This is a genomic window from bacterium (genome assembly GCA_018812485.1).
Classification (GTDB): domain Bacteria; phylum JAHJDO01; class JAHJDO01; order JAHJDO01; family JAHJDO01; genus JAHJDO01.
Genome location: JAHJDO010000138.1, coordinates 1 through 21,863, shown reverse-complemented (window position 1 = coordinate 21,863; position 21,863 = coordinate 1). Strand labels below are relative to the sequence as shown.

The 21,863-nt window shown below is 37.2% G+C and carries 16 protein-coding genes and 2 riboswitches; of the genes, 4 read left to right on the top strand and 12 right to left on the bottom strand.

Features of this window, described 5'->3' with window-relative positions; genetic code table 11:
• The 3 genes from KKC91_11985 to KKC91_11975 form a co-directional block, all read right to left on the bottom strand.
• Positions 1 to 222 (bottom strand): hypothetical protein (locus KKC91_11985; protein MBU0479270.1); only part of this gene is annotated, 222 nt, incomplete at its 3' end.
• 80 nt (positions 223 to 302) lie between these two features.
• Positions 303 to 1,541 carry an ROK family transcriptional regulator gene (locus KKC91_11980; protein ID MBU0479269.1) on the bottom strand — a complete coding sequence of 413 codons (1,239 nt, stop codon included), beginning with the start codon at positions 1,539 to 1,541 and terminating at the stop codon, positions 303 to 305.
• A gap of 25 nt (positions 1,542 to 1,566) precedes the next feature.
• Positions 1,567 to 1,905: a PilZ domain-containing protein gene (locus tag KKC91_11975; protein MBU0479268.1), complete on the bottom strand. Its 339-nt coding sequence runs from the start codon at positions 1,903 to 1,905 to the stop codon at positions 1,567 to 1,569.
• A 233-nt stretch (positions 1,906 to 2,138) separates the two neighbouring features.
• Between KKC91_11975 and KKC91_11970 the strand changes: the two genes are divergently transcribed.
• The 3 genes from KKC91_11970 to KKC91_11960 all read left to right on the top strand — a co-directional run bounded on the left by KKC91_11970 (position 2,139) and on the right by KKC91_11960 (position 7,271).
• On the top strand, positions 2,139 to 2,690 hold the full coding sequence (locus KKC91_11970) for a hypothetical protein (protein MBU0479267.1): 552 nt from the start codon (positions 2,139 to 2,141) through the stop codon (positions 2,688 to 2,690).
• Between the two features lie 114 nt (positions 2,691 to 2,804).
• Complete coding sequence (locus KKC91_11965; protein MBU0479266.1) at positions 2,805 to 6,656, top strand: hypothetical protein; 3,852 nt, start codon at positions 2,805 to 2,807, stop codon at positions 6,654 to 6,656.
• Between the two features lie 103 nt (positions 6,657 to 6,759).
• A riboswitch (cyclic di-GMP riboswitch) is annotated at positions 6,760 to 6,844 on the top strand.
• A 79-nt stretch (positions 6,845 to 6,923) separates the two neighbouring features.
• A complete protein-coding gene (locus tag KKC91_11960) occupies positions 6,924 to 7,271 on the top strand; it encodes a hypothetical protein (protein MBU0479265.1) in 348 nt (115 codons plus the stop codon).
• Positions 7,272 to 7,287: 16 nt separating this feature from the next.
• Here the strand turns inward: KKC91_11960 and KKC91_11955 are convergent, their stop codons facing one another.
• The 4 genes from KKC91_11955 to KKC91_11940 all read right to left on the bottom strand — a co-directional run bounded on the left by KKC91_11955 (position 7,288) and on the right by KKC91_11940 (position 13,199).
• Positions 7,288 to 10,275 carry a pilus assembly protein N-terminal domain-containing protein gene (locus KKC91_11955; protein ID MBU0479264.1) on the bottom strand — a complete coding sequence of 996 codons (2,988 nt, stop codon included), beginning with the start codon at positions 10,273 to 10,275 and terminating at the stop codon, positions 7,288 to 7,290.
• Positions 10,272 to 11,978 carry a hypothetical protein gene (locus tag KKC91_11950; protein ID MBU0479263.1) on the bottom strand — a complete coding sequence of 569 codons (1,707 nt, stop codon included), beginning with the start codon at positions 11,976 to 11,978 and terminating at the stop codon, positions 10,272 to 10,274. The genes KKC91_11955 and KKC91_11950 overlap by 4 nt, the downstream gene beginning before the upstream one ends.
• Before the next feature lie 4 nt (positions 11,979 to 11,982).
• Positions 11,983 to 12,459: a hypothetical protein gene (locus tag KKC91_11945; GenBank protein ID MBU0479262.1), complete on the bottom strand. Its 477-nt coding sequence runs from the start codon at positions 12,457 to 12,459 to the stop codon at positions 11,983 to 11,985.
• Positions 12,460 to 12,632: 173 nt separating this feature from the next.
• Positions 12,633 to 13,199 (bottom strand): hypothetical protein, encoded by a 567-nt coding sequence (locus KKC91_11940; GenBank protein MBU0479261.1) that lies wholly within the window; start codon positions 13,197 to 13,199, stop codon positions 12,633 to 12,635.
• 133 nt (positions 13,200 to 13,332) lie between these two features.
• Positions 13,333 to 13,416: riboswitch (cyclic di-GMP riboswitch) on the bottom strand.
• 368 nt (positions 13,417 to 13,784) lie between these two features.
• Between KKC91_11940 and KKC91_11935 the strand changes: the two genes are divergently transcribed.
• On the top strand, positions 13,785 to 16,094 hold the full coding sequence (locus tag KKC91_11935; protein ID MBU0479260.1) for a hypothetical protein: 2,310 nt from the start codon (positions 13,785 to 13,787) through the stop codon (positions 16,092 to 16,094).
• A 17-nt stretch (positions 16,095 to 16,111) separates the two neighbouring features.
• Here the strand turns inward: KKC91_11935 and KKC91_11930 are convergent, their stop codons facing one another.
• The 5 genes from KKC91_11930 to KKC91_11910 form a co-directional block, all read right to left on the bottom strand.
• On the bottom strand, positions 16,112 to 19,642 hold the full coding sequence (locus tag KKC91_11930) for a LamG domain-containing protein (GenBank protein ID MBU0479259.1): 3,531 nt from the start codon (positions 19,640 to 19,642) through the stop codon (positions 16,112 to 16,114).
• 20 nt (positions 19,643 to 19,662) lie between these two features.
• Complete coding sequence (locus KKC91_11925) at positions 19,663 to 20,130, bottom strand: DUF1735 domain-containing protein (GenBank protein MBU0479258.1); 468 nt, start codon at positions 20,128 to 20,130, stop codon at positions 19,663 to 19,665.
• Positions 20,131 to 20,139: 9 nt separating this feature from the next.
• Positions 20,140 to 20,280 (bottom strand): hypothetical protein, encoded by a 141-nt coding sequence (locus KKC91_11920; GenBank protein ID MBU0479257.1) that lies wholly within the window; start codon positions 20,278 to 20,280, stop codon positions 20,140 to 20,142.
• On the bottom strand, positions 20,277 to 20,810 hold the full coding sequence (locus KKC91_11915; GenBank protein MBU0479256.1) for a hypothetical protein: 534 nt from the start codon (positions 20,808 to 20,810) through the stop codon (positions 20,277 to 20,279). Before KKC91_11915 ends, KKC91_11920 begins: the two co-directional genes overlap by 4 nt.
• An 83-nt stretch (positions 20,811 to 20,893) precedes the next feature.
• Complete coding sequence (locus tag KKC91_11910) at positions 20,894 to 21,784, bottom strand: hypothetical protein (protein ID MBU0479255.1); 891 nt, start codon at positions 21,782 to 21,784, stop codon at positions 20,894 to 20,896.
• Positions 21,785 to 21,863: the final 79 nt, after the last annotated feature.

Here is a 21,863-nt window from a genome sequence, read left to right as displayed (position 1 = left end):
CCAAGGAGAAAGTAAAAGCCTTAATCTTAACTCACCGCGTGAATTATATACCAATGACTCCTCTGTCTCTTGAAGCAGACTATGGATATCCTGGGATATATCTATTATATATTGGGTGATAGACTCAATCGGAGGGGAATACGAAAATGATACGGTTGGAAATGTTCCTGTAACTATAATAAAAACAAAAAGATATAATAATATGATACGCTTGATATGCATATCTTCTCCTGGTAAGCGAGAAGTATATCATACTACTATTCTTTTGTCAATATACCCTTGTAAAAACAATTTTGATACGGTTAGACGCTGATAAAGAGATTTCTTAAAACCACACCCGCTGCCCCTAAAGCAACACCTTCTATACCAAGTTGTGCAGGTAATATCTTTACAGTATTTGCAGGTTCTTCAAAAGCCCACTTTTTCACTGTCTTTCTCAATGGTTCTAAAAACAAGCTTTCTGCCTTTTCAATACCTCCGCCTATTATAACTATTTCTGGATTAAACAAATTTACTAGATATGCCACTCTCACACCCAAGTTAACAGCCGCATCTTCCAGTAATTCTATAGCAAACGTATCTCCAGACTTTGCAGCCTCTATTATATTCTCTATTGTTACAGATTCTAAATTATCGCCTGCGATACTAGATATACTGGACTTCACGCCTTCATCTTTTATCAGTTTTCTGGCCCTGTTTGTTAACCCAAGATCTAATCCCAAGGGTAGCAAAAATGAAAAACTTTTTGAAAATTTCAGATATTCTGCATTTTGAGGATAATTGATACGAACCTCTCCTGCACTTCCAGTAGCCCCACAATAAAGGTTACCTTTTATAATAATACCAGTCCCAATATCAGAATACATATAAACTATATTTTCTACGTCCATAGGGATTGCGTACATTTTTTCGCCAAAGGCAGCAAAGGTAGCGTCATTTCCCAATAACGAAGGTATACCAAACCTCTGCTCAATAAGATCTATCATTGATAAATAGCTTGCTCGCATGCCATTTTTTGAGGAATCTCTTACAGTACCCAGGGTTTCATCTATAACTCCACTAATACCAATGCCCACACCTTTAATCCTGTCTTTATAAACCTTATCTTTATTTACTAACTCATCTATCAGTTCAAGAGACTTAGTGATAATTTTATCCATGGTGTCTTTTACTCTTTTGTGTTCAATCTTCTCCCTTACCTTCCCCGAAATGTCTACAACCACTCCTATCATATTAGTACCTTCTATGCCCATATGCCCAAGATCAAGCCCTATAGCATAACCGTAATTCTCTTTTAACTTGACAAGAGTTGGCTTTCTCCCTCCTGATGAAGCCTCCATACCACCTTCAACAACCAATCCTTCATTGATGTAGGTATTGATATAATTTGAAATAGTTACTATATTGAGATCTGTTATTTTTGAAATCTCAGCTCTTGTTATAGGGCCATTTCTACGAATAAGCTCTAATATGGAAAAGTTTTTCTTTTCATGGTCTGAAAGTAACCGGCTTTGAAAAAATTGATTTTTTCTGATAGGCATATGTCTCTACTTAAATTTTCATACTTCAATTATTGACAACAAAAAGTCGATGCATATCTTCATTGAACTCAAGTGCAATACCATCGTTTTCAACTCTTACTACTTTAGCTTTCCCTACAAACCGAGAAAACGGAAAATCCCTTGTCTCATCTCTCGGCACTGCTAGAGATATATTTAATCTATCTCCTGGTTTCATCTCCTCTATCTTTATATCTACTACATAGACTCCACCATAACTTACGTTAATTGTAATCCCATCTTGCACATTTTCTCTACCGCCATTTAAAATATGCCTAATTTTTATCGGGAGAGATAAGTCTAATCTCTTAAACCTTCTATTCTCTATAAAATCATACCTTCTCAATTTTACTCCTTTATTTTTATTCTGAGAATTCGCTAACTGTAAACTACAGTATAATACTACCACAATTTTTTAAAGTTTCAAAGGTTTTTTTTATTTTTTTAGGTTGCGTAATTATACAAAAAAACGAATTGACAATAAGCTAAAAATATAGTAGTATAATAGTGTGACCTTTGATAAAAGGTAACCTTTTTAGTGCAGTGTAGAATATGTTTTTTAACCGGAAGGAGTAAAAAATGGGGACTTCTCAAAGATGGGTAAATAAAAAAAGGGCTGCTAAGATTAAAATCTCTACTCTGACTTTTGTGTTTATAGTTTTTTTAGCGAATATCTCACTATGTTCTGCTCAGGATATCGGTTGGGAAGATAATTTTAATACGGGAGTAGCGGAGTGGTATGACGAATATGACAGTGATAGTTTTAACTGTATAATTACATCTCTCGAAGATGGAACAGCTAGTATCGAAGTAATCGGAAACTCTACATGGGGCAAAGTCGCTAAGGTGATAGAAGATGTGGATCTCAATAAATACCCTGTTATAGAAATAAAGGCTAATCATGTAGACCCGGATAGTGCTTTTAAGGTAGGAATTACAAGCCTGGATTGGAAAGAATATTACGAGATCATCCCAGGACAAAACCTTCCTGGCGTCTATTCAGAAAGCATCAAAGAAAATGTGAAACTTAGCAATAAATTTAATTCTAAATTCAATCTGGTAATCATAATAGAAGGCTCTAATAAAAGCTCAATATTTGACTATATTAGGCTGACGTCTACCAAAAACTAAGAATATCTCCTCACATTAAAGTATAATAAAAAAAAGGAAGGATATGCACCTCCTTCCTTTTTTTTATATAAATACAGAATAGTAAATAAAATTATTTAGAAAGGGAGTTTTTGTATGGGGATTAATATAAGAAAAGGACTTCTTGAGGCAATACTACCTTTAGTTACTGTTTTAATCATATCTTGTGGTAATAGCGCAACGGCGGAAGAAAAATTAGAATATATAGATATTTTTAGCAGTCAAAATACTGATGTAACATCTTGGCATGATAATTGGAATGGGGTATCCACTGGTGCAATAATAACTAAGGAAGGGGCAAAAGCAATTATAATAGGGACGAATGCGAATAAATCCTACGGCCCAGTATATATAAACGTGGACATGGATCTGGATAAATTTCCAATATTAGAAATAAATGTGGATTCTGTTACTCATCATTGGTACCTTATCATTAACCATCCCAGCCTCAATAGAGGATATACAAAAATACAGCCAGATACTGATTATCAGGGAGAGAAAAAATATGATCTCCGACTTTTAACAGGCCTATCAGGCAAACAGAGTTTCCAGCTTCAATTAGGTGTAAGTACAGCTGAAATGAAAAATAATAATTTAGCTGAGAAGTTAGTTTTTACTAAGCTGCGATTCAGTCAAAAGCATGAGGAACAAAATGGAACAATTATCCTATGTGACAACACCCATCCTGACATAAATGGATGGGTAAAAGAATGGCCAGACGGAAGGTCTACCGGTGCTACAATTTGTTCTACTGGAGAAATTATTACTATCCAAGGAATACTTGATTCACAAAGCTATGGGTGTGTATATAAGGATATTACGCTTGATTTGGATAGGTTTCCTTATTTAGAGATAGATGTTATCTCAGCTAGTCATCATTGGTATCTAATCCTTATAAGTCCAAATGTAGAAGGGGGATTTGTAAAAATTCAGCCTGACACTAAAATAACAGGCAAATCCATATATGATTTACGTGATATCTCTGGTCTATCAGGACTCCAAGCCTTTCAATTGCAAGTTGGAGTAGGTACTTCTGAACAAAAACCCAATATTAACGGCGAAACCATGTCTTTTCACAGCCTGGTTTTTTTGCCACAAGATAAGAAAACTGATAAGATAGCCTTAAAGAAAGAAGATGTGGTTTTTACAAAGCAGATAGCCCCTCCAATCGAGAGAGAAATCAGGAAATTAACTCCGCCTGAAGTGATTCCTTTAAGTCTAGATGCTGCTAAATCTCTTCGTCGGGTTATCAGGGAAATAACTGATAAGGCATTCGGAATCGATCCAAAGGTTAAAGGTAATATGTTTGGCCCCGCTATCATTCCTCAAGGAATGGATAAACAGCACCTAATCTCAAAATTATCTTTTTTCGATAAAGGAGAAGATCTAATAATATCTAATGCCTACTACATATTGGGTATTAGTAAAACTAACGGTGCTATTGTTTATATCAAAGACACGAAGACGGGATATAATATATCGCTTGGTTCATCTGGAAAATGTCTATGGAGTTTAGCTCTATTCAAAGCAGGTGAATATCTTGATATTAAAGGAAATGAATTCTCTCCAACTTCATCATTTATGAATTTTGACTATACGTGGTTAAAAAGGGAAAAGACATTACAAATGAGATACAATATGGATGGCGAGAGATCTTTAGAAGTTATTATCGAAGTTATTGGATCCGAGGGGGATTTCTTCGATCTACAAGCTAAGGTCTTAAATAAATCTGAAGATATAGTTGTTTCATTTACTTTACCTTGGGATTTAACTTTCGATTATAATAATATAGCAAGATTCATCTTTCCCAATAGAATGGGGGTAGCTTTCAATAAAAACTTTTTCTCGTCGAATAAACGATGGCTAGATCACTATCCGCCTGCCTTCTGCGATTTTGTTGCACTTGAGTCTAGAACAGGAAATCTCGCTATTTATATGGTTGAGACAAACGACATATTCCAACCCACGACATTAGAGGTCGGTTATAGTAAATCCGAAGAAGATATTGGAGAATATCGTCACAAATTCGCGACTTATATTCAAAGTAACAAAAATTGGAAAAGCCCTTTTCTTCGATTTCGCATCTTTTCATCTTTGGAGTCGGCCATCTCTCAATATCAATCAGATAACAAACTGGACGAGTCTCCTACATTAAAGGACAAACTTGGCCCACAATTATTTGAAAAATTATCAAAATCCATTCTACTTAAAGTAGGTTTATGGGAAAATAAAGATTTCCAATATGTCACTGATTTTCTTACAGAATTGCCCAAGCCCACTCTAGTCCACCTAACATCTTTTTGGCCTGAAGGATTCGATAAATATTATCCTGATTATCTTCCGCCGAGTCCAAAGTTCGGCTCACCAGAAGATTTTAAACATTTAATTGATACTATCCATAAGAGAGGTCTTTTAGCAATGCCATATACAAATCCAACCTGGTGGAATGTAGGCCCTACTCTAAACAGATTAAGCAAAGATGAAATTGTAGCGAAGAACTTAGATGGTTCTATTGCATATGAAAAATATAACTTAAATGGAGGCTATATTATTTCTCCTTATAACCCAAAGGTTCTAGAAAGACTTGCACAAACTTTACAGGAATTTTCTAGCGATTACCCTATGGATTTACTTTTCCAGGATCAAATAGGAGCTCGAAGATGGCGTTACGACCTAAATCCTTCTGAGAAAACACCTATTTCTTACACCCAAGGGCTTATTGATATCGCTGCTCGAGATAGCAAAACAATCCCTGTAATGATAGAGGGGGGTTTCGATAAGCTAATCCCTGATGTAGCAGGTTTCTGTGGTTTAACTTCTCTGACCATGCCTCATTTTGGAGAATTTGACAGATCATGGGGTAAAGGCAACTGGGAACTCTATCCATTAGCCATCTATTTAGCTCATCCCTATGTTGCTCTCTATCAACATAATTTAGCTAATGAAGTCTTTACAGACAGTAAGGCAAAACTCACGTGGAATTTAACTTATGGGCATAACTTATCTCAAGGCAGGTGGATAGTACAGTGGGAGAGACAAAAACCATGGATGTGGATTGCAGATGCCTTCCAGAAGGCTGTGGCATCGCGTTGTTTTGGCAAGAGACTAACCAAATTTATGAAGGTAAATAAAGACGTCATCTTAAGTCAATTTGAAGATATAAGCATCTTAAGTAATCATTCAAAGGTAAATACTTTTCCCTTCGATAATTATACTATAGCTGAGGAAGGTTTTTTGGCAACGGATAACGACAGAAGTTTAATTGCAGGGATTTTTACTGTTTTCAATGGTTCTCCATTATGGGATGAACTTTTTCTAATCGTTGAAAAGGATATAGATAACATCACAGTTCACCAGCCTTTTTCTAGAGCTTCGCTGGTGACAATCCTAAGGCCAAATAATTGGATAAATGATGATTGGATACACGTCTATCACCAGCTTCCAAATGACCAGGAGGAAGTTATATCAGCTATTTCTCCAAAAGATATTACTTTCCTATATGAAGCCTCTCAAGAAAATAGCAAGTATTTAATTAGTTACAAAGCACCTAAAGTAAAAGATAGCGTAAATTTGATTCTTTCAACCTCAGAATCCATAATATCTCCGGGAGAAAAGATTAAAGTCAGTCTTATAGCTCAGAACAACACTAAAAGATATCTTAAAAATGGGCGGTTTGCTTTAACTGGATGGACTATTAAACCAGATAATTCATTACCTAGTTTAGACTCCGGGTATAAAGATGGAAATACCGTATCAACCCTTATAAGTGAATCTTTTGAACCTTTAGCTCCAGAAGACGAATCGATGTGCGAGTTTGAAATCGACCTTCCCAAAGAAACATTAACAAAAGATGTTCTATGGCTCAAGGGCGAATTCATATATTCAGATGACAAAAGCCAGGAACAAATAAAGAGAATTCAAAGAAAGTTCGATCTATCTATACTTTAGTAGCATACCAGTTCTCCCCAGTCACCTTGACAAAGCATATATTCTATGGTATAATTTAAGTGGAGGGTAAGTATAGACAATTAAATAAGTTAGGAATATAGTTTCATCGAAAAGGCAAACCATTCGAAAGAATGGGACGCAAAGCTCAAGAGTCCCAATAGGAATAAATGGGATAGTCAGCTACCGAAATGAGATTTTTTCATTTAAACCTATTCTTTCGAATGAAAGAATAGGTTTTTTTTTGAGACTACGTGATAGGAGGCGAAAATGCTAATAAATAAAACAATTACAATCCTAACACTAATATCTCTAATAGTAATACTTTCCCAACCATCCAATGTCATGGCAAAAGCTACCTCTGCTTCAATAGATGTCAGAATAGTTATTCTGCCTCAGCCTTCTTTACGATCTATGTCTATGGATATTGGTAGAGAGGACCTTACGCCAATAATAGCAAATGAAGAAAATCAAATGATCATTGATGAGACAATGGTAGACGAAGCAATGCTAGATGCAGAAAATAGCCCGACAGAAGAATATTATCAAGATGACATCTTAGTGACAACCCACAGGACCGAAGAATCAATTTTTATACAATTCACTAAGACAGAATAACTCTACTCCCCTCCGATTATCTCTTCTCTACACCAAAGTTAATATCTCTTTTAACTTCACCTTCAACTGACAGCTGAAGCGTATCAGAAGGGATCTTCAGATAATATTGAGAAGGGAGTGTGCTTTCATCTACCTTGATCTCATTGACTCCTGCTGGCAGGTTTTTAAATATATATGCCCCATCTCCATTTGTCAAAGTAACCTTTGAACCTAAAAAAATCTTTACATCTGAAATCCCCTCTTCGCCTTTGTCAAAAGCCCCATTCACATTCTGATCATAAAAAACTGTTCCCATTACTGTACGTAATGCCTGAATTGCAAAATTATGCGTATAAGTCTGTCCTTCAGGGATCTCTATCTTCTGTCTCGAAGGAACTAACGGAATAAAATTCTGCGGCAAAGTCTCCGTATTCAAACTTATATAATATTCTCCCGGTAAGATATCTTTTATATTATAATGGCCGGATAAATCAGTAATAGCTCTTTTAGTATCGATAGTTATCAATACATTCTTCATACCGATATCCTCATCATCAAACTGTCTGTTATTATTAAGATCATTAAAAACAACTCCTCTTAACTGTGTCTTAGTAGTAAGACCGAAGTCTACCTTTGTAACTTCGCCTGGAGCTATCATAACTTTTTGTGGATTGGATGTTGTAGTGATATACTCGGAAGGAACACCTTGCATGTCCATCAATACTGAGGCCTTAAGACCCTTTACTTTTAAAAATTTATAGCTACCTTCCTTATCAGTGATTGTCGAGATTTTCTGATCTAGAAAAATCTTTACATCTGGAATACCTGGTTCACTTTTCTCCCTTATACCATTACCATTAAGATCTTTATATACGACTCCGGAAATATCTCCTGCGGTCTGCACTCTAAAGCCGGTATCCCAAGAACACCTTATTCCTGTAACCACCTCTCTCTTAATGCGGTCTCTCTGGTTAACACTCGTTCCTCGGACATCATCAATTCCTCCTTTAATAAACCATTCAAAATCCTGCGATGGTCTATACCTAATTTTAGCATCTAAAGAAATAATGTCTTCATCAGCTAAAATTCCACTGCTGGAACCAACATTTCTCTTGTCTTCATATTTAAAGGCAAGCATAGTGTAAAAAGGGCTTTGTCCAATTCTAGAGTTGTAACTAAGGGCAATCACAGAACGCTGTGGTGTAGTCTCAGTACCCTCCTCGAGTTTTCTTCTGCTGTTCCATTCCTGAAGTAAACTTAGTCTCAACTTCTCAATCAGATTTGTACTCAAACCTATGGCTATCTTCTCATCTTCGAAATCTATACTAGGGGCAGGAATGCTTTTAAATTTACGGGATGTATATTCTAGATAAGTAGAAATATCCCTTATTCCAAGATCAAAACGATGAGAAATCCTGCCAGTTACACCTTCGCTATTCATTGGAGAATATACTCCTGCTGTATCCTTTTCCCAGAAAGAAATGTATAGATGTGTCAGGGATGTTGGGCTTAATCTCAGATTTACTGTTGTGTTTACATTGTCTTGTCCAGGTTCGCTACGATTAGGTGAATATCTATTTTGGAATCGGTCATAATAAGCGGAAATACCAATTAAATCAAATGGATTATGGAAAAAAGATAAATATATACCTTTATGGCCTCGATTGCCAACACTACCTATAACAGTCTTATACTCAGGGTCATAATCTCGATAAATTGCTCCAAAACCCATCTTATGTAGATTCACCCGCATTTCACTCTCCCATGCTATATTATCCTTATCATCTCCAAATGCATATTCACCTCTAAGATTAATTTTATCTAAATCCAATTTATATCCTGTAGCTACTACCTGTTCACTAATAGTGTCCCCTGCATCCTTTCCTCGAAGGAATGTAGTAGTAAGATCTAATTTCTCTGTTACATGAAAATCTGTCTTTAATCCAGAGAAATAGGGATTAGGTAAAGATTGATCTATTATCCTGTTTCCATATAACCTTTGCCCTTCAGCACCCCAAACAATATCGTAATCCAATTTTTCACCTAAAGATGCCTTCAAATTGACTCCTTGATATCGAACATAGGGTAGAGTTAAACTGGAATAATTTATCCGCTTATCTCCTAAAGTAAATTCAAGATCTTTATTTTTTAGATTTATATTAAAATAGGTGATATCTTCATCACGCCGACTTACCCTATCATCCCTGCCTCTAAATTGGAGCCTTGAATCAACCTCTCCCCATGGAGTCTCTCCATTTAAAGAAAAGATGTGAGAGAATCGTTTATCAACATATTCATGTTGAGAGAGATCTGATTTAACAGAGTTGTTCGATATGTCAAAAGAGTAACTGGCTCTGAACGGTTTCAATTCTTGAGGAAGTTTTTTCTTTCTCTCTCTTGCTTCAAAAAACCCTTTTCTTCTCACCGCTACACTTATAGTTCTTCTACCTTCATCGCCCCAGATATGGATAAACGTCCAACCATATTTAATGCCGGTAACTGACAAGGTCTCCTTTGATATTCTTTCAGCGGTTACAATCCCCGGATCAATACTTAAGTAACGGGTAATATTCTTCCCTGAAATTAATGTCGATCCTCCAATTTCTACTTCTATCTTAGATACAGTATCTTTTACTGCCGCTGCAAAAACCATTTCCTCTTTTGCCTTTTCCTCTACATTCACCCTAACAGTCCTCCTGCCATCATCGTCCCAAACATGGATATACGTTAGGCCTTTCTTAAAACCAGTAATAGACAATATATCGGAGGAAACTTTCTTTGTTATAGCAATGTCTGGATTAATGCTTAAATGGCGAGTAATATTCCTGGCAGGGATTTCTTTGGATTTACCTTCTTGAAGTGTTACCTTTTCTAAAGAACTATCAGCCCCTTCATCTTCAGACGTATAATCCATGGCGACTTCTCTGGCTGATATTATCTCTTTCTCTTCTTCAGCAAAAGAGTTAGTAATGGAAACGAAGAGAAAAAAGATGATTACAAGATGCCGTATAATCTTTTTCTTCATTTAATAGATATAGTATCTTCTTTTGTAAGAATTTTGTCACCATAATTTACCGTCGCCAAGATTTTATAGTCGCCAGAGAATAACGAACTATCAAGTTCAGTTGTAAAGATAACTTCACTATGCGGAAGTATTGACTTTTCACTTAACGGTAAAACATGAATAGTCTCCCCATTTGTATCTATGATTTCGATATGTCCCTTAGCTTTAATACTAATATTACCAATATTGGAAAACTTAAGTGAAAATTTCGGGATATTACCGTCTCTAAAACTGGTAATAATTCCATCGATTTTACCTTTTTTAACTACTGTTATTTTGGTTTCCTTAACGAAACCTTTATCTTCTCCTATATCCATAGTAGCTACCACAAAATATTCACCAGTAGACAATGGATTATTAAGTTTTGCTGTAAAAACTTGGGCGCTGTTAGGGATTATCGAGCCTTGCTTTATTGATAAGGTTTGGATCTTTTCTCTATTGGCATTTAGAATCTCAATCTGACCTTTTGCCTCAATGTTAAGATTCCCTACATTAGCGACCTTGACTGAGAATTCTGGAGTGCCATCAGGTAAAAAATCAGCACTAACTTCTTCAATCCGGCCTTTCTTAATCACTGTTATCTTCTGCTCTTTAACAGCCACCTCCCCTTTTCCCATATCTACAGTAGCTGCCAAAAAATATTCGCCGGGAGACAATGGACTATCAAGTCCAACTGTAAAAACTCTTTCCCTCTTAGGGAGTATTAAATCTTCCTTTAGAGGTAAGGTTTGGATTATCTTTTTATTAGCATCTAGTATTTCGACCCGGCCCTTTGCCTCAATGTTAATGTTCCCTATATTAGCGACCTTGACTGAGAATTCTGGAGTGCCATCAGGTAAAAAATCAGCACTAACTTCTTCAATCTGGCCTTTCTTAATCACTGTTATCTTAAGTTCTTCAATAGCCACTTCTTCTCCTCCTATATCTACAGTGACTACTAAAAAATATTCACCTACAGGTAATCTCCCCAGCCAAGTTGCCATAGACTCCCTGATATCCCCAGGTAACGTCTTTATCTCCGGAAACTCCTCCCTCCCAAAAAAATTACCATCCTTATCAATAATATTAACTGTCCCTTTAGCCCCGATACGGACATTGCCTTCGTTCTTAAAACGTAAATTAATATCAAAGCCTTTATTTTCATCAGGAGGACCTGTTGTAAGAGAAACAATACTGCCCCTCCTATCCACCATTCCCTCTGTCTCTTGAAGAATAATTGTCCCAATACGTCCGGCTACCCGTACACTCGTACCTAAAGATGGCTGCATTCCTATATCTGCCTCAAAAAATATGACCCCATAATGACCACCAGATGCATCGAGAGGGACTGTTAAGGTATATTGAACTTCTTTACTTTCACCGGCTGGGAGCTCAAACTCTGTAGGAAAGATATGCAACCAATCAGCGCATGAAAAAGGGGTTGTCCCAGCTGGTCCAAACTCCTTGACACCATCTACACCGTAAGTCCAATCTCCAGTATATACTACTACTCTTAATGACACATCTCCCTTATTAGTCAGCGTAATTATACCGCTCTCGCTCCCTCCAGGAGGAATAGACAATGTTAAATTAGGGGGGTCAAGATTTATTGAAAAAGCCATAGCCTCACTTAACAGGCTAAAGGTCAAACATAGGATAAAACCAATAATAAAAATAATCTTCATTTATTTACTCCGTCATAGTAATTATAATCCTAGTCTCATACCTACCTGCCTGAACCATCTGAGGAACAATCAATTTAAATTTCACTACCACTCTCGTACCAGTAGTTCCTTCTCCTAAAGGGGCAGAATAAATAACCCTTTCCTGAGTAAAATCCTTTTCTTCACTCTCTAAAACCCCACCGCCGGTTGTAGATACACTATACCATCTAAAATTTGTATCAGGGATAAATTGAGTTGGGTTATATACATGAACAAGAGGTTGGATATTAGAGATTCGTAATTCCCAAGGATTGCCCAAATCTGAAGTACAAGTTATCTCTAGTCCATCACTTGGCACATCAGATCTAACTTCTCCCAAATCCAGATTACCAAAATCAATGGAGTATCTATCTACTTGAATGGTAAACTCAGCCTTAGCTTCCGCATTAAAAAAGAATACGGCAATAAGAAAAAAAATAATTATTACTACAATCTTTTTCATCTTATCTCCCAATAAATCAATCCGTTCTGAACAATAAGGGTATCACACACATCCAGAATTGTCAAGAATACGAGTCTTTTAAAATAAGAAAGGGTAAGACATCTCTGAAAATCTACGTCCTACCCTTTCTTAAATTCAGCTTTGATAAACCACAACAAGATAGCGCGTTTAGATTATGTCGAATCAGTCATGGTTAGGGTAACACTAGTAGTATAATCGCCTGCCTGTTGGTCTGCAGGAACAATTATTTTCAATCCTACTCCAAGTGCTATGTACTCATCCGTACCTTCTGCAAGTGTAGATTGATAGATAAGTTGATCAGATGCGGTCATAGGTGCATCAGTTCCAAAAGTTGGAGTAAGTGTTCCTTCAGGTAAAGCAGGATCAGCACCATTATCAGTAGTGTGCCAAAACCTGAAATTAGCTTGATCAAGTGTTGCACCACCTGTTTCTCCCAGAGGTCCACCAGCAAGCTCCATAGTCCAAGCCACGCCATTATTTGACTGGGCTATGATACCAAGAGCACGATCCGCTACATACTCTGCCCCTGCAGTTACAGGAGATCCAGCGTTAAATGTCAATAGACTTGTGTCATCTACAGTAAATCCAAAGGTTGAGCTAATAGTGACCGCTACATCTACCTCTTCCGTATCAGTTTCGGCTAAACTCACAGATGCACCAACTGACAGAATAAGTCCCGCTAGCAGCATAGTCAAAAAAAGCAATCTTAACTTATTCATTTAATTATCCTCCTTTCCTTTCTTTTCTTTTTTTACTTCTAGGTTTATATTTCTTAAATTTCCTACTCTATATTAAAGCGATCCAAGATTGATCGCGAACTAAAATACAAAAGCCGGATTGCCTTCTTACTTATTCGGCAACCCGGCTTTCCTTTTAGGATCCGTAGCTTTGTGCCCCTACTTATATTGCTTTTTAGTAGGTTTACCTTTTTCGATAAGTAATGTTTCTAATGTCTTTCTAAAAGTTTTTTTATCTTCTATTTAAAGTATACCACATTTTTAACGCTTTGTCAACAACTAAGTTATAACAATTCTAGATGGATACAAGATAGTTTAATCTTTTAATTTTTACATTTCTATGTTCTATATATTTTAGATTATAAAACTTTGTTTCAAGTTTGTCAAGCTTTTTTTTAACAAAGAAAACGGTTTCACATCATTAGAGGATATCTGTATAATCGAAGCCCTCTACACCATTTTGGGGCTTTTAAAGAGCCTTTTTTGGAATTTTGTAATTGACACTTGAAGCAAAATGTTTATAATTAGCTTTATAACAAAACTGTAGTCATAAACACAGGAGGAAATATGAAGAAAAATAATTCACAAACTAAAGGAAAAGAATGGTTACTAGTAGAAACCCCATATCAACCAAAAAAGAGCAGGGTGTGGGAATCTATTTTCGCCTTAGGAAATGGCTATATGGGAACACGGGCTTCATTGGAAGAAGGGTTCAGCGGTTCAAAGATATGCCCAGGGACTTTTGTAGCTGGTGTATTTGACACTTATGAACAAAACTACCAGGAAATTGTCAATCTCCCGGATTATTTCAGCACTAGAGTAACAATAAACAAAAGCCCCCTTAACCTCTCTACGGGAAAAGTTAGAAAATATCATAGGGCCCTGGACATGTATAAAGGAATCGTTACTCGTTCTTTTGAATGGAAGGATCCTAAAGGGAATATCACCTACTTTGAGATTTCCCGTATAGTAAGTCTAAAAGATCCTCACATTGCAGCTTTAAAATATAAGATTCGTCCACTGAATTATAACGGGAAAATTAAAATTGAAAATGATTTAGATGCCAATATTGGCAATATTGATTTTCGTGTGAGCGGATACCAGATTGGAGAAGCTAAACACTACCATCTTGAAGAATATAAAAAAGGCCCTGTAGGGGCAAACGGGGTCTTTCTGACAACAATAACAAAAACAACAAAACATAGAGTTTGCGAAGCCATACAAACAAAGCTCTATTCTAAAAACATAGATATTTTACCTAGCTATCGATTAAACCAAAAAGATAAATTTATTAGTCGTACTATAGAATTTGATGCAACATCAAACAATGAATACATCTTTGAAAAAATTGTTGCTGTCTATGGCTCCCGAGATAACGTAAAAGATTTGAAAAAAAGCGCAATCTCAAAATCAAAGGAAGGATTGAAAAAAGGATTCGATAGACTCTTTAAAGAACACGCCGCAATATGGGCCGAGAGATGGAAAACAGGAGATTTAACTATAGAGGGGGACTCTGCCGACCAGCAAAGTATACGTTTTTCAATGTATCATCTCATGCAGATGTGTAATGAAAAAGACCCTTACGTGAATATAAGCTCCAGGGGGTTAACCAGTGAAATGCATATGGGTAACTATTTCTGGGATACGGAAATGTTTATCCTCCCTTATTTCATTTATACTAACCCTGAAGCCGCCCGAACTCTTTTAAAATATCGCTACCTCACGCTACCTCAAGCTCGTAAGAAAGCAAAAAAAATAGGATTTAAGGGGGCAATGTATCCCTGGATGAGTTCTTATCCAGGAGATGAACAATGTTTTCTATGGGAATACGCAAATCTAGGTGTCCATGTTGTTGCTGCTATAACTTACGGTATCTGGCATTACTATCAAGCTACAGGCGATGAAAAATTTATAAGGGATTACGCGACAGAAATCATAATCGAAACTGCCCGTTTCTGGGAAAGCAGGGTTCACTTCAGTCCCATAAAAAAGAAGTACGTTATTAACACTGTCAAGGGTCCTGATGAATATGGGTGGATTGTCAATAATAATGTTTATACCAACTGGATGGCTCGTTGGAACCTAACAATTGCTGGAGAAATAATCAAATTAATGAAGAAAAAACATCCCAAGGCCTGGAAGAAAGTTAAAAGGAAGATAAATTTTGAGGGCAGAGAGTCTATTAAATGGCGTAAAATCGCAAATAATATTTATATTAATTACGATCCTCAAAAAAAGCTCTATATTGAGCATGATTTATTTCTTGAAAGGGAAAAAGTGGATCCTAAAGTCTTAAAGCCCGGTAAACAGATTGCTACAGAAGCTGGTGCAACATTAGATACTATACTACGGTGCCAGATTGTAAAGCAAGCTGATATCCTCCACTTAATGTATATCTATAATGATGCCTTTACTAGAAAACAAAAACAGATTGCCTGGGACTTCTATGAGCCTAAAACCCTGCATGATTCTTCTTTAAGTTGGAGTATTCACGCGATTATGGCAGCAGAGCTTGGATTTAAGGCTAAGGCATATGAATACTTCCTGAAATCTTCACGTCTTGATTTATATGATGAGATGGAAAATACATTCTTAGGAATCCACTCAGCTTCCTCTGGAGGGACATGGCAGGCTATAGTCAATGGATTCTGTGGAATGCGTCTACTAAAAGAAGGATTGAGTTTCAATCCTTCTTTACCAAATAAATGGAACCGAGTCTCCTTTAAGCTAATATTTAGAGGGGATTTATTGAGTATTTCTATAGACCATAAAACTCTTCGAATCCTGCTCGAAGAAGCCAAACGCAGTATAAAAATCAGGGTTCAGAATCGCCTATTTGAAGTAGCGCCAGATAAGACAAAGGAAATTGCACTCTAAACATCCAGTGTGAAGTTTTATCTCAAACGATAAAGCAAAACATCCTCATTATTTATAACATTCTCATAGTAAAAGTTTACTATATCGCCGTCAACACTAAAAGAAGTCGGTATTATACTACCTTCTTCGGTTATTGCATCTAACCCCACGAGATCTCCATCCCAATCACTAATATCTATAGATAATTCTGTTGATTCTCCGTAGAGTTGGGCAATTTCGATAATAGGTGTGGATTCTAAAATTTTCCTCTCTATAACCAGATAGTGATCCCCTGAAGAAAGAGATTCTCCGTTGAATACCCCATTAAAGATACCTGCAACAAGACTTTCGTACTCACCTACTGCTAAGAAACCCTCAGGAGCAATGGATATCTCTGGAAATGAAGGATAGTTATAGGTATTATCAGGATTAAAATTCCCAATTACAGTAATAGCATCTTCACCTTCGCCAAAGCTTGTTAGGATTACCTTTTTATTTTCACCAGAGACATATTCAAATTCTTCCATCTCCTGACCAAATACCCTTGAGAGAAAAGACTTCTGAAAACCATCAGCAATCCGAAGCGGAGCGGAAAAATCTTCATTCTTCTGGCCATATTCATCATAATAACTCCAAACATTTAAGCTATGATTGATTCCAAAAACTGCATTGTAACTTAAGCTATACTTATTCTTACTCATATTCGTATTGTGAAGATTATGTTGATAGAAAGCTACTTTATCATGATACAAAAGCATAGCAACAGGGTATGGCTTAAAAAATCCCCTATCATTTGTAGAATACCTCAATTGTGTTTGACTATCAACGAAAACCCCTCTCCCCTCTCGTAAAGGTCCACAGTCTACAAATGTCACGCCATAGGAATCTGACGGAAGAGTGCCTCCTTCATCTTCTAAGGTATCTTCAAAAGAACAGTAAAAAATAGGCCGGCCTTCACCTAATTCAGTTTCATAGATTCTCAAGTCATCAATAATTGCATCGGCAGGTTGACCTCCGTCACCATTGTTCCCAATCGTCATAAGTGAACCAAAGTCATATGCCCAGCTATCCCATAAAGTAGAGGAATCGTCTCTTACGCTCCCATTCTCTGAAATGCTCATGAAACAATATTCGTCCTCATCCGTATTTGAACAATACCACCGGGCCTCCACATGCAGCCAATCTCCTGCTTGATGTGTCGCAGTGTACCCTACCCTATGAAGTGTCCCTCCTGCATCATAGATAACAAATTCAATAAATGGAGGCCAATATTGGATATAGATCGAATTCTTATTATAGGTCTCTTTGTGGGCATACCAAAAAGTGTGAGGATTAGTATCACTAGACCCCCAGTTTGGCTGAACCCACATATCAACCTTGCCCCTATCGACATTCAGATTTGGATGACAATTCTTAAGATATGTACCACAAAAACCAACCTCAGGGGAAACTAATCTATCAAAACAGTCTTCAGTATAAAGAGGGATCTCGGTTGCATAATAAACTGCGTTTTCAATCCATCCCTGACCATATGATAAGAAATCAGGTGCTGAAGGGTGTATATCATGAAAAAAACCACGGGCAGCAAGTTGATCTTGGAAAAGGAGATTACTCGGATATACGTCGCTAAAATAATCTATATTTTCAAGAATCCGATTCTGTACATCGATCTGATAAGGAGAAGTGACAAATCCTGCGCTACTATTATATTTTTCCATTACACCGTACCCAGATAGATTTTTGGCAATGAGGTCATCTCCATTTATTCCATAGATCTCTGAGTTATAATCCCACCATGTCGGATTTGTATATGGCATAATCTGCTGGGTCGAATCGTGCTCCGTAAAAATGTCGATGAAATCTTCCTCAGTTCCAAATGACGGATTAGGGCTCTGGCCAGGCATTACATAGTCTGGATAATTATTGTCAAAGCCCCCTTCCCAGTAAGTAACTAGGTGTGCGATACTAGGCTCAGGCAATAATGGAAGCAAGGTCCCATAGACATATTGATAGCTCTCCTGTCCTGCACCTAACATATCTATCTTCAGTAAAGGACTTTTTGAGAGACGTTCAAAAAGATAAGGATTATAATCATTACATTTCTCCTCTAATGTCGGAAGACTGCTAAAACCATTTTCAAGAGAATAATCCGTAAGTGCTTCCTGGATAGTAGAACCCACTCTAAATCTTACTACAGGACTCTGCCAGCTTTCTCCAACATCTATATGGGTAAAAAAGATATGATGGAAATCACTAAGTGGATTATACTGATGTTCACCATCAAGTGTCAATTCAGCGGGGTGATGTTCTAATGGATCAGGTTCTAATGTATAGATAGCAAGCCTGCTTTCGTATTTATCCTCTATACCTACAAAATCTGACGAAACTCCACCTTGATATTTAAACGATGCATTCTCACCCTTCCCAAACCAATCACCCTGGATAGCTACTCCATCTACTATCGGAAGTATCACTTGATCAATATTATCTGATGTAAAGCCTATATCCATTGGAAAACGCACTCCATGAATAATCTCTTCTTCATACGAGCAGTTGTTCAAGACATAAAATACCACATCGAAATAATAATCGTAGAATCTAAATTCTATATCTATGAAATCACTTGGAGTAGGATCAGTCAATCTATAATGAAATAACCATCTGTCAGGATCAACCTTCTCTAGAATAAAATCATATCCTCCGAGATTGGCAAATTCCCAGCTACCCACCCACCATTTCCAAGCATCGGGATAACTACCATAGCTAAATTCTAAATCGTCAATAAAATAAGTCCCGCTACCAATACCCACTTCATTCCCGCGTATTTCAAAGCTGAAATTAGCCCAACTATCCATATTTTCAGGGAAAGAATAACCCGGGGCAAAGAAGGCATTTAAAGGAATGTGAACCTGTTGCCATTCAGTCGTTATTCTACCCTCAGGCAAATAATCTCCCATATAAACGCTGGCATAGGCCCCGGACCAAAGCGTAAGCGAAAAAGGCCCTGAATCTTCTGCCGTATCCCCTTTAATCCAGAAAGATATGAAATCTTGCCCGCTCAATTCGACATGGGAAATGCCATCCCCAAAATAGTGGGTATAGCGTGCAAATTGGGCGTCATAATCACTCGTACTCTCATACTCAAGTTGAATGCAATAACCATTTCCTCCTCGTGCCTCCTCGGCATTGAGAGAATAAGAAACTTGCATCAGAGATGTTCTGTGTCCTAAAACTTCTCTATACCCAAAGCTATTTCTCGAAGTATCTCCGTTATTATTGTCGTCTATTACCATCCTGTCAATAGCATATGAAAAGACCTGCCATAGGTTATAATCATTCCCCTCGCAAATGTCCTGCCCTGTATATGAATCCCTGATATACGCAATATTTCCGCTCTCTTTTATAAAGGCCGCCTCATATCCACTTGCAGTATAAATTTCCAGAGGATTATTATCGTCCATAACTGTAACTCTAAGTAAGATTGTGTCAGAGACATCAGCATAGCATAAACCGCTAAGTAGACATATTAAGCTTAAGGATATTGCAGCAATGGAAAATTTTCTCATCATTATAATCACTCTGCCTTCTCTTATCTGGATTCTGTTTCTGCTTTCCTAGTACTGAATAATAGTTTGCTTTTCAATCCTAATCCTATTGACCTTCCAACAGTATATGACCAGATAAAAACCTGATATTTTTTATCCAGATATTTCTCATCATCAGGAATGGATATAATTACATCTGTTTTTATCGATTGGCCTGATCCAATCACAAATTCGTTCTGACTAAGCTCTACCCAGCCAATATCAGGAATGGCCTCAAAACTTTCTTTTAATTCACTTTCTTGAGGAGTTAAAACTTCTATTTTCAATTTTACCTCTTGATTACTTGTATTGGTAATGATCAAAGGTACCTTTGCCTCTTTCTCCATTGAATAAGCTTCACCTATACGTAAATCTTCAACCAAAACCTCGCCAAAGGTAGTGCTCAATCCTCCTGCAGAAGCAGACTGGACAAAGAAAAAACTAACGAAAAATACTAAAAGAATTCTTTTCATCTCTCCCCCTTAAACATTCTTCAATACAAGTATAGCTGCAGACCTTGCCCCGTACGGACATATTAAAATTTTAAGACGTTCGTACGGGACTTGTTCTGCTATAGGCAAAGTAAACTTTGCAGCTACATCCTCTTCAAAAATCAGTATCAACTTACCTGAGCTGTAATCGTAACCATGATACCCTGTTCTTCACTTACACTTGTAGCTGTAGGCGCGAGAAATTGAAACCAAAGGGACCTTACTCCTCCCTGTGGCACACTTACCCCTGTCTGGTCTCCAGCAAACACACTACCTGTGCAAACAACTGGTGTAGTTGAAAGGGCATGATCTGTCACATCCCAAGTTAACACACCATCTGAATCAAACGAAGCATTTAAAACATAGGTATCCACACCTGCTGCTGACTGTGAGGCTGACCATCCTGATGGGTCAACTAGACTCAAAGAATAAGTCTCGTCAATACCGCTTCCAGTATTGGTCACTGTAACCCCAAAAGACGAAACAGTGGTACTCCCAGCACTTACAGAGCCCAAATCAACCTCGGTCTCAGTAATGTCTACACTCAAGGAAGCAAGTATACTAACCCTAACTGTTACCACATCTGATTCTGCGGCCTGGGCCTGAACTGTAAATCCGGAAAACACGAACAAAACCAAAATTCCCGCTAAAAACCTCTTCATTTTCCTCACTCCTTTCTTTTGGTTTAACATTTTTTTATTAACTCCTCATCTATATCAATACCCGTCAGGTAGATAAATGAAAATTAAGGTACTTGTGCATTCACCACCACCTCAATATCCTGCTCTATAGTAACAGAAGTTGCAGTTGGTGCCTTAAATTGAAGCCATAATGTCCTCTCTTCACCAGGAGAGACTCCAACACCAGTCTCGTCTCCGGCAAATTTAGTCTCTGAGCAAATGACCGGCCCAGTAGAAAGCGCGTGGTTTTCCTCCTTCCAGAAGATATTTCCTAATTGTTCTGAGAAAGCAGCATTTAAAATATAGGTATCAGGACCTACGTCACTTTGTGAAACCTGCCAGCCACTTGGATTAGTAAGGTGTAAAGAATAGGTTACATTCATCTCTCCATCGTTCAATACTCTTATCTTCTCAGTGTCTTCCATGGTGATTATAGAATCAGGGACTATCTCTCCTATATTCCACGAATCAGGAGATACTGAGACACTTAATTGAGAGTTTGTTCTTACAGTAACATCTCCTCCTTTTGGTTCTGCCCTTATTTTTTTTATCCGAGCATTAAATTTATAAAAATATTTCCCGTCTTTAACCACATGACTTCCAACTTTTCTACCATCCCAGATTTGAGAAATTTCTATGTCACTATTATTATATACTCTTTGTAAGTGAAAAAACCTCCTCACATATCTACCTTTAACATCTTTTATAGATACTCCCCATATTAGATAAAGTCTTTTATATTTATATTTTTTCAGATGCGTATCAAAGCCGTTTACGGAAACGCTGGCATTAAATTCTACTGAATCGTCAATACCATCTCCATTGGGTGAAAAAGGATCAGGATAATCTGATGCATCCTTGATGGCCAAAGCAGGGGCAGCACTAACAGAAGTACAAATTAGACATATAAAAAGAAAAGATATAGCAGTTAAAATTAGGAATCGTTTACAATTCATTGAAACCACCCCAATTTTTCCATTGAGACAGTAAGAAAAAAATTTCTTATCATACTAGAAAATAAGGAGTTAAATACTT

What these genes read in the sequence shown, in the direction of transcription:
- KKC91_11980 (MBU0479269.1), bottom strand. Translation starts at nt 1,541, where the DNA reads ATGCCTATCAGAAAAAATCAATTTTTTCAAAGCCGGTTACTTTCAGAC.
- KKC91_11970 (MBU0479267.1), top strand. Translation starts at nt 2,139, where the DNA reads ATGGGGACTTCTCAAAGATGGGTAAATAAAAAAAGGGCTGCTAAGATT.
- KKC91_11965 (MBU0479266.1), top strand. Translation starts at nt 2,805, where the DNA reads ATGGGGATTAATATAAGAAAAGGACTTCTTGAGGCAATACTACCTTTA.
- KKC91_11960 (MBU0479265.1), top strand. Translation starts at nt 6,924, where the DNA reads ATGCTAATAAATAAAACAATTACAATCCTAACACTAATATCTCTAATA.
- KKC91_11955 (MBU0479264.1), bottom strand. Translation starts at nt 10,275, where the DNA reads ATGAAGAAAAAGATTATACGGCATCTTGTAATCATCTTTTTTCTCTTC.
- KKC91_11950 (MBU0479263.1), bottom strand. Translation starts at nt 11,978, where the DNA reads ATGAAGATTATTTTTATTATTGGTTTTATCCTATGTTTGACCTTTAGC.
- KKC91_11945 (MBU0479262.1), bottom strand. Translation starts at nt 12,459, where the DNA reads ATGAAAAAGATTGTAGTAATAATTATTTTTTTTCTTATTGCCGTATTC.
- KKC91_11940 (MBU0479261.1), bottom strand. Translation starts at nt 13,199, where the DNA reads ATGAATAAGTTAAGATTGCTTTTTTTGACTATGCTGCTAGCGGGACTT.
- KKC91_11935 (MBU0479260.1), top strand. Translation starts at nt 13,785, where the DNA reads ATGAAGAAAAATAATTCACAAACTAAAGGAAAAGAATGGTTACTAGTA.
- KKC91_11930 (MBU0479259.1), bottom strand. Translation starts at nt 19,642, where the DNA reads ATGATGAGAAAATTTTCCATTGCTGCAATATCCTTAAGCTTAATATGT.
- KKC91_11925 (MBU0479258.1), bottom strand. Translation starts at nt 20,130, where the DNA reads ATGAAAAGAATTCTTTTAGTATTTTTCGTTAGTTTTTTCTTTGTCCAG.
- KKC91_11915 (MBU0479256.1), bottom strand. Translation starts at nt 20,810, where the DNA reads ATGAAGAGGTTTTTAGCGGGAATTTTGGTTTTGTTCGTGTTTTCCGGA.
- KKC91_11910 (MBU0479255.1), bottom strand. Translation starts at nt 21,784, where the DNA reads ATGAATTGTAAACGATTCCTAATTTTAACTGCTATATCTTTTCTTTTT.